The following is a 12,482-nucleotide window of genomic DNA, read 5'->3' as shown; positions in this document are numbered from 1 at the left end:
CCTCATGCGCACCGACCGTTTCACCCTGCCCCTGCAGCCTGGCGAAGGCCGCTGGCTGGACGCCGGCCGCGGCGTTCGGCTGGTGGTGCAGCACGGCCGGCTGGCCTGCACCGCCGCGCCACAATGGCCGGCGATCCGCCCGCCGGCGCAACGCCTGAGCGACGGCGACACCGTGCTGCTGACCGGCTGGCAGTGGCTGCAGGCCGAGCGCAGCAGCCTGCTGCTGGGGCTGCCCGTGCCCGGTGCTGCCGCCCTCTGGCGCCGGGCCGCGCGCGAGCTGCTGCAGGCCGCGGCCACCGCCGCCCGCGCCGCCGCAGCCAGCCTGCGGCCCGCCGGCGCCGGCAGCGTGCCGCGGATCTGACCCGAATCCATCCTGCGAGAACCGCCACCATGCTCACCTACCAAGAAGTCGAAGCCGCCGCCCACCGCCTGAAGGGCGTGGCCCACCGCACGCCGGTCATCCGCTCGCACACCCTGGATGCGCTGCTGGGCTGCGAGGTGCACCTGAAGGCCGAGAACCTGCAGCGCATGGGCGCCTTCAAGTTCCGTGGCGGCTACAACGCGGTGAACGTGCTCAGCGACGAGCAGCGCGCCAAGGGCGTGGTGGCCTTTTCATCCGGCAACCATGCCCAGGCGGTGGCGCTGGCTGCGCGCCTGCACGGCTGCAAGGCCACCATCGTGATGCCGCACGACAGCCCCACGCTGAAGCTGGCCGCCACCCGTGGCTATGGCGCCGAGGTGGTGATCTACGACCGCTACAAGGAAGACCGCGCCGCCATCGCCCGCCAGCTGGTGGCCGAGACCGGCGCCGCGCTGATTCCGCCCTTCGACCACCTGCCGGTGATGGCCGGCCAGGGCACGGCGGCGCTGGAGCTGATCGAGGACGCGGGTGAGCTGGACGCGCTGATCGTGTGCGCCGGCGGCGGTGGCTTCCTCTCGGGCTGCACCGTGGCGGCCAAGCACCTGCTGCCCGACATCCAGGTTTTCGGGGCCGAGCCGGAGCGCGGCAACGACATGCAGCAATCGCTGCGCGAAGGCCGCATCGTGCACATCGACGTGCCGCGCACCATCTGCGACGGCCAGCAGACGCAGGCCGTGGGCGTGCACACCTTCGAAGTGATCCAGGCGCTGGTGACGGACGTGCTGACCGTCGCCGACCCGGTGGTGGTGGAAGCGATGCGCTTCGTCTTCGAGCGCCTGAAGCTGGTGGTCGAGCCCTCCGGCGCCTGCGCCCTGGCCGCGCTGATGCACCACCGCCACCGCTTCGCCGGCCGCCGCGTCGGCGTCACGCTGTCGGGCGGCAACATCGGCATCGACCGCTTCGTGGCGCTGATGACCGGGCAAGAGCAGGTGGACTGATCAATTTTTTGTGGGTACGATAACTGAGTGCGCTTCACCTTCGACCCTGCCAAAAGCGAGCGCAACGTCGCTGAACGCGGCCTGCCTTTCACTCTGGCGGAGGAGTTCGACTGGTCAAGCGCCTTGATCGCTGAAGACACCCGGAAGATGTACCCCGAGCGACGCTTTCAGGCACTGGGGCGGATCGGCGAGCACCTGCACATGCTGGTGTTCACCCCCCGCGGAGACAGCCTGCATGTCATCAGCCTGCGTCGCTGCAACCGCCGTGAAAGGACGCGATATGCCCACGCGAAAGCCTGATCCCGAGCGCCTGGACGATGACGCACCGGAAGCCACCGACGCGTGGTTCGCGCAGGCGCGCCCAGCCACCGACGTGCTGTCTCACCTGATGGGGCAGGAAGCAGCGGCCGAGCTGGTGGCGCCCAAGCGCGGTCGCCCCCCGTTGGCTGAGCCCAAAGAGCATGTCAACCTGCGCCTGGACGCGGACATCGTTCGTGCGTTCCGCAGCACAGGCGCCGGCTGGCAGACCCGTTTGAACCAGGTGCTGCGGGAGTGGCTGCGCAGCCATCCCGTGTGACACCCTTGCTTGCGGCACGGTGTCGGCGGCTTACCCCCTGCCCTTGCCCTTCACCGCCCCGCGCAGCCGGCCCTTGCCCGCCGGTTGGCCGGCGCCCTGGGCACGTGGGCCGGCGGTGCCGCTGAGGCTGGTGCGCAGCGGCTTGCCTCCCGCGGTGTGCGTGGGCTTGCCGGCCGGCCGCGGACCCGGCGCCGCGGGGCGGCTGCCGTTGTCACGCGGTGGCAGGCCGGTGTGCTGGGTCAGCAAGCGGCCGGCCACCGGGCGCGCCGGCTTGGTGGCGGCCGATGCCTTGGTGGGCGCGGGCGTCGAATTCTTGCGGCGCGCGCTCTGGTAGCTGCCGTCGGTCGCCGGCTGGAAGGTCGGGATCAGGTGGTGCTTGCCGTTGCCGATCAGGTCGGCCCGGCCCATGGCCTTCAGCGCCTCGCGCAGCAGCGGCCAGTTGTTGGCATCGTGGTAGCGCAGGAAGGCCTTGTGCAGCCGCCGGCGGCGCTCGCCGCGCACGATGTCCACCCGCTCGGCGCGCGTCTCGTCGCGGCTGATGCCCTTGAGCGGGTTCATGCCCGAGTGGTACATGGCCGTGGCCGTGGCCATCGGGCTGGGGTAGAAGGTCTGCACCTGGTCGGCCCGGAAGCCATTGCGCTTGAGCCACAACGCCAGGTTCATCATGTCCTCGTCGCTGGTGCCCGGGTGGGCGGCGATGAAGTACGGAATCAGGAACTGCTGCTTGCCCGCTTCGGCGCTGAACTTCTCGAACAGCTGCTTGAAGCGGTCGTAGGTGCCGATGCCCGGCTTCATCATCTTGGACAGCGGGCCGCCCTCGGTGTGCTCGGGGGCGATCTTCAGGTAGCCGCCCACGTGGTGCTGCACCAGCTCCTTCACGTATTCGGGCGACTTCACGGCCAGGTCGTAGCGCAGGCCCGAGCCGATCAGGATCTTCTTGATGCCCTTGAGCCCGCGCGCGCGGCGGTAGATCTGGATCAGCGGGCCGTGGTCGGTGTCCAGGTTGGGGCAGATGCCGGGGTACACGCAGCTGGGCTTGCGGCAGGCGGCCTCGATCTCGCGGCTCCTGCAGCCGATGCGGTACATGTTGGCCGTGGGGCCACCCAGGTCGCTGATGATGCCGGTGAAGCCCTTGACCTTGTCGCGGATCTCCTCGATCTCGCGAATGATGGAGTCTTCGCTGCGGCTCTGGATGATGCGGCCCTCGTGCTCGGTGATCGAGCAGAAGGTGCAGCCGCCGAAGCAGCCGCGCATGATGTTCACGCTGAAGCGGATCATCTCCCAGGCCGGGATCTTGGTCTCGCCGTCGTGGCTGCCGTTGGCGTCGGCGTACGAAGGATGCGGCGCCCGCGCATACGGCAGGTCGAACACATGGTCCATCTCGGCGGTGGCCAGCGGCACCGGCGGCGGGTTGATCCACACGTCGCGCGCGGTATGGCCCTCGCCATGGCGCTGCACCAGCGCGCGGGCATTGCCGGGGTTGGTTTCCAGGTGCAGCACGCGGTTGGCGTGGGCGTACAGCACCGGGTCGCTCTTGACCTGCTCGTAGGCCGGCAGGCGGATCACGGTGCGATCGCGCGGCGGCATCACCACCCGGCTGCGCGGCACGATCTTGATCGGCTGCACCGCGGCCGGCGCGGGCGGCTCGCCGCCCTCTTCCTTGGCGCAGGTGCTGCCCTGGGCCTGCGCCTGCTCGCTGGTGGTCTGGTAGGGGTTGATGTGCTCGTCCACCCGGCCCGGGCGGTCCACCTCGGTGGAATCCAGCTCGAACCAGCCGGCGGCCGACGGATCGCCGGGCCGGCGGATGAAGGCGGTGCCGCGCACGTCGGTGATCTGCTCGATCGGCTGGCGCTGGGCCAGGCGGTGGGCCACCTCGATGATGGCGCGCTCGGCGTTACCGTACAGCAGCAGGTCGGCCTTGCTGTCCACCAGCACCGAGCGGCGCACCTTGTCCTGCCAGTAGTCGTAGTGGGCGATGCGGCGCAGGCTGGCCTCGATGCCGCCGATGATCACCGGCACGTCTTTGTAGGCTTCCTGGCAGCGCTGGGTGTACACCAGCGTCGCCCGATCCGGCCGCTTGCCGGCCACGCCGCCCGGCGTATAGGCATCGTCGCTGCGGATCTTCCGGTCAGCCGTGTAGTGGTTGATCATCGAATCCATGTTGCCGGCCGCCACGCCGAAGAAGAGGCGCGGCCGGCCCAGCGCCTTGAACGCGTCCGCGCTGTGCCAGTCGGGCTGGGCGATGATGCCCACCCGGAAGCCCTGCGCCTCCAGCGTGCGCCCGATCACCGCCATGCCGAAGCTGGGGTGGTCCACGTAGGCGTCGCCGCTGACGATGATCACGTCGCACTCGTCCCAGCCCAGCCGCTCCATCTCGGCTCGGCTCATCGGCAGGAAGGGCGCGGTGCCGAAGCGCTTGGCCCAGTACGGGCGGTAGGCGGTGATCGGCTTGGCCGTGGGGACGGCCGGGGCGGTGGGTGCGAGGGCGGTGGACACGGGCGGGCTTTCCGAAGTTCGGGGCCGGATGGCGGGCGCGGCAGGCGGCGGCTAACCCTCCATTGTCGGCGCTCAGGGTTGACCCTGGTGACTTATCCCTGCTGAAAACCGGTGAAGCCCCTTGAAAACCCTGCCGCAGTGAACCAAATCGCGTGAGCGCACTCACACGCCTGTGCCGCATGACGCGGCGATCTGCTCACTCGAAGGAGACCCTGTGAAGACCTGGTTGGTAGCCCTTTCCGTGGCGGTGGCGGCAGCCTCACTGCCGCTCGCCTCATTCGATGCCGAGGCCAAGCGCCTGGGCAGCGGCCGGTCGTCGGGCATGCAACGTCAGGCGCCGGCCCAGCAGCCGCAGTCCACGCCGGGCACGCCGGCCCAGCAGCCGGGCAATGCCGTCCCGGCCGCGGGCGCCGCTGCGCCGGCCGCCGCCGGTGCCGCCGCCGCCGCGGGCAAGCGCTCATGGATGGGTCCGATCGCCGGCCTGGCCGCCGGCCTGGGCCTGGCCGCGCTGTTCAGCCACCTGGGCTGGGGCGCCGGCCTGGCGAACTTCGTCACCATGCTGCTGCTGGCCGTGGTCGCCTTCTTCGCCATCCGCTGGCTGATGCGCCGCTTCGCGGGCGGCGGCAACGCCAACCGCGGCGGCCTGCAGATGGCCGGTGCCGGTGCTGGCGCCGGTGCTGGTGCGGGCGGCTTCAACCGCAGCGCCGATGCGCAGCCGTCGTGGCAGCAACCCACGCCGATGCAGCGCCAGGGCTTCGATGCCCAGTCGGCCAACAACAGCTTCGGCAACGCGCCGTCGTCCAGCCATCTGGGCGCCAGCGCTGCCGCAGCCGCACCGGCTTCGTTCGCCGATGCGCGGGCCACGCTGCCGGCCGACTTCGACGGCGCCGGTTTCGAGCGCATCGCCAAGATGTTGTTCATCCGCATGCAGGCGGCCAATGACGCCGGCCAGGTGGACGACCTGCGCAAGTTCACGACTCCGGAGCTGTTCGCTTCGCTGCGGCTGGACCTGCAGGACCGCGGCGCGCAGGCGCAGCAGACCGACGTGGTGCAGCTGGACGCCGACCTCGCCGACTACGCGGAAGAGAACGGCCAGCAGATCGTCACCGTGCGCTTCCACGGCCTGATCCGCGAGGAAGCCGATGGCGGCGCCCAGCCCTTCAAGGAGCTGTGGCACTTCGTCAAGCCCGCCACGGGCGGCGACTGGGCGATTGCCGGCATCCAGCCGCTGTAAGCGCGGCTTCTGCATCCAAAGGCGGCTTCGGCCGCCTTTTTTGTTGGGTGTGCTGGCACCCAAGCTCTCTGCCGCCAAGCACGCGCGGTATGCGCGGCCGGCAAGCCAGCTATATCCGCGGCCTGGTGTTCGCGGCATGCACCGCAGCGTGGGCTTCGAGCTGCGGCTGCCGCTGCAGTGGAACGGCCGCTTCCACTTCCAGGGCGGCGGCGGCGTGGACGGCGTGCTGCGCCCGGCCTACGGCACGCTGCGCGCAGGCGTCACACCGGCGCTGGCACAAGGCGCCGCGGTGGTGTCCAGCGACATGGGCCACACCGGCACCAACAGCCGCGACGCCAGCTTCGGTGCCGACCCGCAGGCGCGGCTGGACTGGGGCTACCAGGCCATGGACAAGGTGACGAGGCTGTCGAAGACGGTGATCGAGCGCTTCTACGGCCAGGGGCCGCGCTGGTCGTACTACATCGGCTCGTCGGGCGGCGGCCGCCAGGGGATGATGATGGCCCAGCGCTTTCCGGCGCACTTCGACGGCATCGTCTCGGGCGCACCCATCCTGGAACAGCACCTGGCCCAGGTGAGCTCGATGCAGATGCTGCAGGCCTTCACCGCCATCGCCCCGCGCAACGCCAGCGACCAGCCCATCCTCAGCCGGTCTTTCTCGGACGACGACCTGAAGCTGATCGCCGCAGGCGTGCTGCGCCGCTGCGACGCGCTGGACGGCGTGGCCGACGGGCTGATCGAGGCCTACCCGGCCTGCCAGTACGACGTGGCCGAGCTGCAATGCACCGGCGCCAAGGACGCCAGCTGCCTGAGCGCCGAGCAGGTGGACGCCTTCACCCGCGTGATGGCCGGGCCGCGCAACTCCGCGGGCACGCTGCTGTACCCCGGCGCCCCGTGGGACACCGGCATCGGCGAGCCGGAATGGCGCTCCGACCAGATCGGCAGCGCCACCGGGCCGGTGCCCAACTCGCGCAAGTACACCAACGAATCGATCCGCATGGTGTTCATGACGCCGCCCGCGCCCGGCTTCGACTACCTGAAGTTCGACTTCGACAAGGACCCCGCCAGCATGCTGGCCTCGGCCAGCTTCAGCGCCACCAACTCGACCGACTACGCCGGCTTCAAGGCGCGCCAGGGCAAGCAGATCGTCTACATGGGCCTGTCGGACTACCTGGTGAACCCCAGCGGCGTCAACCGCTGGTACCGCGCCCTGGTGCAGGCCCAGGGCGGGGTGGAAGCCACGCGCAGCTTCGTGCGCCTGTTCAACGTGCCGGGCATGGCCCATTCGGACGGCGGGCGCTCGCTGGACATCTTCGACCCCGTCACCGCCATCCACGACTGGGTGGAAAAAGGCATCGCGCCCGACCACCTGCGCGCCACCGGCACGCGCTTTCCCGGCCGTGAGCGACCGATCTGCGCCTGGCCTCAGATCGCGCGCTACAGCGGCAGCGGCAGCGTCGAGGCGTTCAGCAGCTTCGTCTGCCGCAACCCTTGAAGCGCGCTACAGCTTCATTTCCAGCTGCAGCTGCCAGTTCACCGCGGTGCCGGTGGTGGTGCGCGTCTGCTCGCCGGCCACGGTGCTGCTGGTCAGGTCGTCCAGGGGCGCCAGGTTGCTGGCCGACAGGCGCAGCTGCAGGCCGGGGCGCATGCGCCACAGCGCATAGGCATCGACCACCCGCTTGCGGCCCTGGGTGGCGTACTGGTCTTCGGCCAGCCGGGCGTCATAGCCCGGCGTGTAGTTGAAGGTGGCGCCCAGCGTCAGCGGCCAGTCGGCCATGCGGTAGTCGGCGCCCAGGTTCAGCGTGGCGGCAGGCTGCTGGTCCAGCCGGTTGTCGGGGCCGGGCACGCTTTTCACGTCGGAGCGGAACAGGCTCAGGTTGCTGCGCAGGTCTACGCCCGGTGCTTCGCGCCAGACGTCGTTGAGGCGCAAGCGCGCCTCCAGCTCCACACCGCTGCTGCTGGCGTCGCCGATGTTCTTGGGCCGCGCCACCCAGCGCGGCACGGTGGACCAGCTCACCGTCTCCAGCGTGGTGGTGGTGCGGATCAGGTCGCGGATCTGGCGGTGGAACAGGTTGACGCTGAGCAGCCCGCCACCGGCCAGGTATCGCTCGAAAGCCAGGTCGATGCCGGTGGCGATCTCGGGACGCAGCGCGGGGTTGCCGGCTTGGTCGGCGGTCGTGGGTTCGTTGCTGCCGGTGGGGTTCTGGGTGCTGAGGGCGACACGCCCCATCAGGCTGTTCAGCGGCGCGGCGCGGTAGCTGCGGGTCAGGCTCAGCCGCAGCTGGTCCTTGCGCTGCGGGTCGGGGCGCCACACACCATGCAGCAGCGGCGTCCAGACGGTGCTCACGTTGCGCGCGCCGCCATCGGATCCGCCGCGGCTTTCGGTGCGGATGCTTTCGCCGCGCAGCCCCAGTTGCAGATCGACCTGCTTGTTCAGCGCCCACTCGTCCTGCGCATACACCGCCCAGCGGGTGGCCGTGGCCCCGAAGTTCTCGCCGAAGTCGGCCAGCGCGGGCACACCGTCCAGCGTGGTGACGCGGCGCTCATCCCGCTGTTGCCGTGCCAGCTCCAGGCCGCTGACCAAGGTGTGCGCGCTGCCCAGCGGCGAGGTGAGCTTGACCGTGCTGCTGGCTTCGCGGTTGTCGGTGGCCGAATCGTCGGTGCGCAGGCCGGGCGTGGCACCGCCGGTTTCCACACGCCGGCCCGAAGACGTCCAGCGCGCCCCGGTGCCGCCCACGCGCCACTCCAGGCGATGCTCGCCCAGGCTGCGGTTGAGCTGCGCGTTCAGCCGCAGCAGGTGAAAGTCGTTGTTGAAGCGGGTGTTGAACTGCTCGTACGGGGCCTCCCCCAGCGTCTGCACCAGGTCGCCGCTGCGCCGCGGCTGCGATTGCGACCACAGCACGAAGGGCGAAAGCGTCAGGCTGTCGGTGCCGCCCTCGCCCGCGCCTTCACCAAGCCGCCAGCGCAGCCGGCCCGAGCCGCGCAGACCTTGCCGGCGGTCCTGCACCAGCAGGCTGGTGCGCCGGTCAATGGTGTCGCTGGTGGTCCGGCTGCTGCTGGGCGTGTCGTCCGAGCGGCCATAGATCGAGACCGAGCCGGTGTAGTCCAGCCGCTCGCCCAGCTTGTCGCCCCGCGTCCACGCCACTGAAGGCGACAGCTGCCCGCGGTCGACCGCGGCCGTCAGCCGCAGGTCGTTGAGCGGCTTGCGCTGGTTCTCGCGCGTGATGATGTTGATGGTGCCGGCGATGGCGCGCGCGCCGGTCTCGGCGGTCGGGCCGCGCAGCAGCTCGATGCGTTGCAGCTGCTCGGGCGACAGCGAATCGACGCTGAAGCCGGCCGGCAGCGGCTCGCCGTCCACCAGGATCTGTGTATAGCCGCTGCCCAGCCCGCGCATGCGCGGCGTGCCGCCGCGGCCGGCAGTGCCCTGCACCGTCACGCCGGGCAGGCGGCGCAGCACGTCGCTCACGTTGGCGTCGCCATAGCGCTCGATCTCCTCGCGCCCGACGATCACCTTGGCCGCGGTCGACTGGCGGCGCTCGTCGGCATCGCTGCGGGTGGCGCTGCCGGTCACCTCCACCCGCTGCGGCGCCTCGGCCGGGGCCGAAGCAGCAGCGGCGGCGGGCGTCGCGGCGGGGCGCGAGGCGGCGGCAGCGGGTGGCAAGGGAGGGGACAGGGGCGGGGACGCTGGCGCGCCGCCCGCCTGGGCCGCCACGCCAGCGGCCAGCCCGGTCAGACAGCCTGCGCACACCCAACGAGATACCTTCGGCAACATGCGCGGGATTGTCCAGCAGCAACCGATACCCCCAGGGCTTGAACAAGGACGCAGGGGCCCGCCGTTTCGCCTTCGGCGCCCTGGGGGTTATGCTGGCACCGCGGCCATTCGCAGCAACAGGAGACGCCCGGTGGCGACGCCCAACTATTCATACGAAAAGCGACAGCGCGAGCTGGCCAAGAAGCGCAAGGCCGAAGAGAAGCGGCAGAAGAAGGCTTCGGACCGCCAGCAAGGGTCGGACCCCAACGCCAGCGACAACCGGCCGGCCGACGACACACCCGCCCCGGGCCAAGAGCCGCCCGCGGCATGACGGCGCGGTGAGCGCCCTGCCCGACCTCACGGTCGTGCATCAGGACGACGCGCTCGTCGTCGTCGACAAGCCCTCCGGGCTGCTCTCGGTACCGGGCCGCGGCCCGCAGGGGCAGGACTGCATCGCCCACCGGGTGCAGGCCCGCTGGCCCGATGCGCTGATCGTGCATCGGCTGGACATGGCCACCTCGGGCCTGATGGTGCTGGCCCGCGGCGCGGCCTGGCACCGCCAGCTCAGCATCGCCTTTGCGGAACGGCACGTGGCCAAGCGCTACGTGGCGCTGGCCCATGGCCACCTGGCCGACGACGCCGGCACCATGGACTGGCCGCTGATCTGCGACTGGCCCAACCGGCCGCGGCAGATGGTGGACCTGGTGGAGGGCAAGCCCAGCCTCACCCGCTACCGCGTGCTGCAGCGCCGGCCCGACGGCAACACCCGCGTGGCGCTGGAGCCCGTCACCGGCCGCTCGCACCAGCTGCGGGTGCACATGCAGGCGCTGGGCCATCCGCTGCTGGGCGACGAGCTGTATGCACCGCCCGAAGTGCAGGCGCTGGCACCGCGGCTGATGCTGCATGCCGAGCACCTGGCCCTGGTGCATCCGCGCAGCGGCGAGCCGGTGCAGTTCAACAGCCCCCCTCCATTCTGAGTCGGCCCCCAAGCTCGCCTCGCTCGCTGCCCCCCAGGGGGGCGCGCCCGCCCTTGGGGCGGCCCGGCGGGCGGGCCCGTCAGCTCGGGTGTAACCTCGCCCGATGTCTTCCCACCTCTTCATCGTCACCGGCAGCTCGCGTGGCATGGGCGCCGCCATGGCCGCGCAGCTGCTGCAGGCCGGCCACACGGTGCTGGGCATCGCCCGCGCCGCCCACCCGAACCTGGCCGGCGCCGAGCAGTGGCAGGCCGACCTGGCCGACCCGCTGCCCGTGGCCGCGCGGCTGGAAGCCTGGCTGGCCGCGATGCCGGCCGACCGCTTCGCCAGCGCCTCGCTGATCAACAACGCCGCGCTGCTGAACGCCCCCGGTCCGCTGGAAGCCGAGGCGCCCGAGGCCCTGTCGGCCGCGGTGCGCGTGGGCCTGGAAGCGCCGCTGCTGCTGTCGGCCGCGTTCCTGCGCGCCACCCGCGGCTGGCCCGGCCAGCGCAAGCTGCTGCACATCTCGTCCGGCCTGGGCCGGCGGGCGATGGCGGGCAGTGGCAGCTACTGCGCCGTCAAGGCGGGGCTGGACCACTTCTCGCGCTCGCTGGCGCTGGACGAGGCGCTGCGGCCCAACGGCGCGCGCACCGTGTCGCTGGCCCCCGGCGTGATCGACACCGACATGCAGCGCCAGCTGCGCGGCAGCGACCCGGCCAGCTTCCCCGAGCAGGCGCGCTTTGCCAACCTGGCGGCCACCGGCGCGCTGGATTCGCCCGAGACCGCCGCCGCCAAGGTGCTGGCCTACCTGGCCCGGCCCGATTTCGGCAACGCGCCCGTCGCCGACGTGCGCGAGTGAGCGCGGCGGCTTTCGCGGCGGACGCGCCACTGCGCGCGTTTCCGTCGTTCATGCGCATGTGGTGGGGCCGGCTGGCCGGGACCATGGCCGCGCAGATGCTGATGGTGGCGCTGGGCTGGCAGATGTACGACACCACCGGCAGTGCCTGGGACCTGGGCCTGGTGGGCCTGGCGCAGTTCATGCCCGCGCTGCTGCTGTCGCTGGTGGCGGGCACGGTGATCGACCGCAGCAACCGCGGCCATGTGCTGGCCGCCTGCCTGGTGCTGCAGGCCGCGGTGGCCGGCACGCTGGCTGCGGGCACGGTGGGTGGCTGGGTGGGGCGCGAAACCATCCTGGCGGTTTCGCTGCTGCTGGGCGTGGCGCGGGCCTTCCAGCAGCCGGCGCAACAGGCGGTGGTGCCGGCGCTGGTGCCGGCCGTGGTGCTGCCGCGGGCACTGGCCTTCAGCTCGGGCGCCATCCAGGCAGCCATCATCGCCGGGCCGGCGGTGGGCGGCTTCGTCTACGTGGCGGGCGCGGCAGCGGTGTACGGGCTGTGCGCGGCGCTGTTCCTGGTGGGCGGCGCGCTGGTGCTGTCCATCCGCGGGCTGGCGCGGCCGCCCTCGAAGGAGCCGGTGAACATGGCCACGCTGCTGGCGGGCTTCCGCTTCATCGCCCAGCGGCCGGTGATCCTGGGCGCCATCTCGCTGGACCTGTTCGCGGTGCTGCTGGGCGGCGCCACCGCGCTGCTGCCCATCTACGCCCGCGACATCCTGCATACCGGACCCTGGGGCCTGGGCCTGCTGCGCGGCGCGCCGGCGGGCGGGGCGCTGCTGGTGTCGCTGCTGCTCACGCGCTGGCCGATCCGCGACCGTGTGGGCCGGCGCATGTTCGCGGCAGTGGCGGTATACGGCGTGGCCACGCTGGTGTTCGGCGTCTCCACCGTGTTCCCGCTGAGCTTCGTGGCGCTGATGGTGGCCGGCGCGGCCGACATGGTCAGCGTGGTGGTGCGGCAGTCGCTGGTGCAGCTGGACACGCCCGACAAGATGCGGGGCCGGGTGGCGGCGGTGAACTCCGTCTTCATCGGCGCCAGCAACCAGCTGGGCGAGTTCGAGTCGGGCGCCACCGCGGCCTGGCTGGGGCCGGTGGGCTCGGTGGTGCTGGGCGGCGCCGGCACGCTGGTGGTGGTGGCGCTGTGGATGCGGCTCTTTCCCGCGCTGCGGGAGCGGGAACACCTCAGCCCACCCCCCTAGAATCCGCCGCAACGGGGCCCTGCCTCA

12 protein-coding genes are annotated in these 12,482 nt (G+C 71.4%); 10 read left to right on the top strand and 2 right to left on the bottom strand.

Annotation, left to right across the window (positions count from 1 at the left end):
• The first annotated feature begins 4 nt into the window (after window positions 1-4).
• Genes MW290_RS18095 through MW290_RS18080 form a run of 4 tightly spaced genes read left to right on the top strand, consistent with a single transcriptional unit; the run spans window position 5 to window position 1,936 of the window.
• Window positions 5-361: a hypothetical protein gene (locus MW290_RS18095; protein WP_250199096.1), complete on the top strand. Its 357-nt coding sequence runs from the start codon at window positions 5-7 to the stop codon at window positions 359-361.
• A gap of 29 nt (window positions 362-390) precedes the next feature.
• On the top strand, window positions 391-1,359 hold the full coding sequence (locus MW290_RS18090) for a threo-3-hydroxy-L-aspartate ammonia-lyase (RefSeq protein ID WP_250199095.1): 969 nt from the start codon (window positions 391-393) through the stop codon (window positions 1,357-1,359).
• A 27-nt stretch (window positions 1,360-1,386) separates the two neighbouring features.
• Entirely contained in the window at window positions 1,387-1,659 is a 273-nt protein-coding gene (locus MW290_RS18085; protein WP_250199094.1) for a BrnT family toxin, read from the top strand.
• Window positions 1,640-1,936, top strand: a complete 297-nt coding sequence (locus MW290_RS18080; protein ID WP_250199093.1) for a BrnA antitoxin family protein — start codon at window positions 1,640-1,642, stop codon at window positions 1,934-1,936. Before MW290_RS18085 ends, MW290_RS18080 begins: the two co-directional genes overlap by 20 nt.
• Before the next feature lie 30 nt (window positions 1,937-1,966).
• Here MW290_RS18080 and MW290_RS18075 read toward each other — a convergent pair whose 3' ends face one another.
• Entirely contained in the window at window positions 1,967-4,432 is a 2,466-nt protein-coding gene (locus MW290_RS18075) for a YgiQ family radical SAM protein (RefSeq protein WP_375142919.1), read from the bottom strand.
• Between the two features lie 214 nt (window positions 4,433-4,646).
• On the opposite strand from MW290_RS18075, the gene MW290_RS18070 reads away from it, so the two are divergent.
• Complete coding sequence (locus MW290_RS18070) at window positions 4,647-5,666, top strand: Tim44 domain-containing protein (RefSeq protein ID WP_250199092.1); 1,020 nt, start codon at window positions 4,647-4,649, stop codon at window positions 5,664-5,666.
• Between the two features lie 136 nt (window positions 5,667-5,802).
• Window positions 5,803-7,158 carry a DUF6351 family protein gene (locus MW290_RS18065; protein WP_250199091.1) on the top strand — a complete coding sequence of 452 codons (1,356 nt, stop codon included), beginning with the start codon at window positions 5,803-5,805 and terminating at the stop codon, window positions 7,156-7,158.
• 6 nt (window positions 7,159-7,164) lie between these two features.
• Here the strand turns inward: MW290_RS18065 and MW290_RS18060 are convergent, their stop codons facing one another.
• Window positions 7,165-9,324, bottom strand: coding sequence for a TonB-dependent receptor plug domain-containing protein (locus MW290_RS18060; RefSeq protein WP_250199090.1), 2,160 nt, complete (start codon window positions 9,322-9,324; stop codon window positions 7,165-7,167).
• A gap of 241 nt (window positions 9,325-9,565) precedes the next feature.
• Between MW290_RS18060 and MW290_RS18055 the strand changes: the two genes are divergently transcribed.
• From MW290_RS18055 to MW290_RS18040, 4 genes are all read left to right on the top strand, one after another.
• Window positions 9,566-9,745, top strand: coding sequence for a hypothetical protein (locus tag MW290_RS18055; protein WP_250199089.1), 180 nt, complete (start codon window positions 9,566-9,568; stop codon window positions 9,743-9,745).
• A 7-nt stretch (window positions 9,746-9,752) separates the two neighbouring features.
• The gene (locus tag MW290_RS18050) at window positions 9,753-10,391 is read left to right on the top strand and encodes a pseudouridine synthase (protein ID WP_250199088.1); all 639 of its coding nucleotides are present in this window, start codon (window positions 9,753-9,755) and stop codon (window positions 10,389-10,391) included.
• Between the two features lie 103 nt (window positions 10,392-10,494).
• Window positions 10,495-11,226, top strand: a complete 732-nt coding sequence (locus MW290_RS18045) for an SDR family NAD(P)-dependent oxidoreductase (protein WP_250199087.1) — start codon at window positions 10,495-10,497, stop codon at window positions 11,224-11,226.
• Complete coding sequence (locus MW290_RS18040) at window positions 11,223-12,455, top strand: MFS transporter (RefSeq protein ID WP_375142918.1); 1,233 nt, start codon at window positions 11,223-11,225, stop codon at window positions 12,453-12,455. Before MW290_RS18045 ends, MW290_RS18040 begins: the two co-directional genes overlap by 4 nt.
• The last annotated feature ends 27 nt before the right edge of the window (window positions 12,456-12,482 follow it).

Source organism: Aquincola tertiaricarbonis (assembly GCF_023573145.1).
GTDB classification, from domain to species: domain Bacteria; phylum Pseudomonadota; class Gammaproteobacteria; order Burkholderiales; family Burkholderiaceae_C; genus Aquincola; species Aquincola tertiaricarbonis_B.
Note: the sequence above shows the minus strand (reverse complement) of the source record. Positions and strands in the feature narration are given on the sequence as shown.